This window comes from Polaromonas sp. P1_G2 (genome assembly GCF_056405515.1).
Genome location: NZ_JBFUBY010000459.1, coordinates 1 through 2,056, shown reverse-complemented (window position 1 = coordinate 2,056; position 2,056 = coordinate 1). Strand labels below are relative to the sequence as shown.

Below are 2,056 nucleotides of genomic sequence, written 5' to 3'. Positions count from 1 at the left end.
TCTCCGACCTCACTACGCCTCTTCAGACGCCGGAGGCCTTCCTGCGGAACATCCTTGAAACGGCGAAGCGTTGAGAATACTGATCGTCAGCCAGTATTTCTGGCCTGAAAACTTCATCATCAGCGATTTCGTCCGCAAGCTGGCGGAGCGTGGACATGAGGTGGTGGTGGCCACGGGCAAACCCAACTATCCGGATGGCCAGGTATTCCCGGGTTACCGGGCCGGCGGCGTGGCGCGAGAGCGCTTCCTGGACAAAGTGGATGTGGTGCGCGCGCCGATTTGGCCCAGGAGGCGGGGCGGCGGCATCAATCTGACGCTGAATTACCTGTCTTTTGTGGGCTCCGGCCTGTTGTGTTTCCCTTGGCTGTTGCGATCGCGCTCCTTTGACGCCATCCTTGTGTTTGCCCCTTCGCCGATCACCCAGGTGATCCCCGCGATCCTGCTGAAATGGCTGAAACGGGCCCATCTCGCCGTATGGGTGCAGGACATGTGGCCCGAGAGCCTGTCGGCGACCGGTTTTATCCGGAATACCTCGGTGCTAAAGGCTGTTGGCGGGCTGGTGCGCTGGATTTATGCCCGCAGCGACACGCTGCTGCTTCAATCAAGGGCTTTTCAGGAGCCCACAGCCACTTACGCCGACCCCGAAAAATTCGTTTATTTCCCGAACTCCGTGGATCCCGACGTGCCGGCAGGGGCGCCGGACCCGCTGCCGCTGGAACTCTCCAGCCGTTTGGCTCAGAAATTTTGCGTGGTCTTTGCCGGCAACCTGGGAAAGGCGCAGGCGCTCGAAACCGTGGTACAGGCCGCCGTATTGTTGCGGGATGAGCCCCAGATTAGCCTGGTGCTGGTAGGCAGCGGCAGCATGCTGGAGTGGGTCCAGGGCCAAAAAACCCTTTTAAAGCTGGATAATCTGGACTTGCCCGGGCGTTTTCCGGCTGAATCCATGCCGGAACTGTTCCGCCAGGCCTCGGCCCTGCTGGTGACGCTGAAGGGCGGCGGGGTGCTCGCCCATACCGTGCCGAGCAAAATACAGGCCTATCTTGCCGCGGGGCGCCCGATTGTCGCGGCCTTGCAGGGTGAGAGCGGCAAGGTGGTGGAAGATGCCGGGGCCGGCATGGTGTGCGCACCTGAAGATGCGCAGGCCCTGGCCACCTGCATACGCCGCATGCATGCTTTGCCGCTTGCCGCGAGGGAAGCCATGGGGCAAAGGGGGCGGGCTTGGTTCGATGGAAATTTTGATATGAATCGCCAGATTGGACGGCTTGTGGACATACTGCAGGCGCGCCGCTCTGGCTTGAAAGGGTGATGACAGATGCGTGTACTGGTACTCGGCGCAAGCGGCATGCTGGGCAGTGCGGTGTTTCGGGAGTTTGATGGACACGCGCCCCACGAAGTCTGGGGCCTTGTGCGTAACGAAGCCCTCCTGTCCTATTTTTCGCCCGCCCAGCAGCGCCGGATCCTGACCGGTGTGGACGTTCTTGATGAGGCGGCCCTCCGCGCGGCTTTCGAGCGCGTGCGCCCGGACGCGGTCATCAATTGTATTGGCCTGATCAAGCAGAAGGAGCACGTGGAAGACCCCCTGGTGGTGCTGCCCATCAACGCGATGCTGCCCCATCGCCTGGCGTCCTTGTGCGAGCCCGGCAAGGTCCGGCTGGTGCACGTCAGCACGGATTGCGTATTTTCCGGCCGCAAGGGCATGTACACGGAGGACGACCCATCCGATGCCGAGGACTTGTACGGAAAATCCAAATACATCGGCGAGCTGCGCGACGCCGCGCATGCGGTGACCCTGAGAACCTCCATCATCGGGCGTGAGCTCAATTCCAGCCGCGCACTGGTGGACTGGTTTCTGGCCCAGCAGGGTTCGGTTCATGGTTTCAGGCGCAGCATTTTTTCAGGCATGACCGCCATCGAGCTGGCGCGGGTCATGCGCGACGTCGTGTTACCCGATGTTTCGCTGCATGGCCTTTACCATGTGTCGTCCGCGCCCATCAGCAAATTCGACCTCCTGAAACTGGTGGCCGCGCAGTATGGGAAGGCCATCGATGTGCTGCCG

2 protein-coding genes are annotated in these 2,056 nt (G+C 61.5%); both read left to right on the top strand.

Going from position 1 to position 2,056, the window contains the following annotated elements:
- The first annotated feature begins 70 nt into the window (after nt 1-70).
- The gene (locus AC1D0P_RS25170) at nt 71-1,306 is read left to right on the top strand and encodes a glycosyltransferase family 4 protein (protein ID WP_477679231.1); all 1,236 of its coding nucleotides are present in this window, start codon (nt 71-73) and stop codon (nt 1,304-1,306) included.
- A gap of 6 nt (nt 1,307-1,312) precedes the next feature.
- The coding region (locus AC1D0P_RS25165) for a dTDP-4-dehydrorhamnose reductase family protein (RefSeq protein ID WP_477679230.1) at nt 1,313-2,056 on the top strand (744 nt) is incomplete at its 3' end.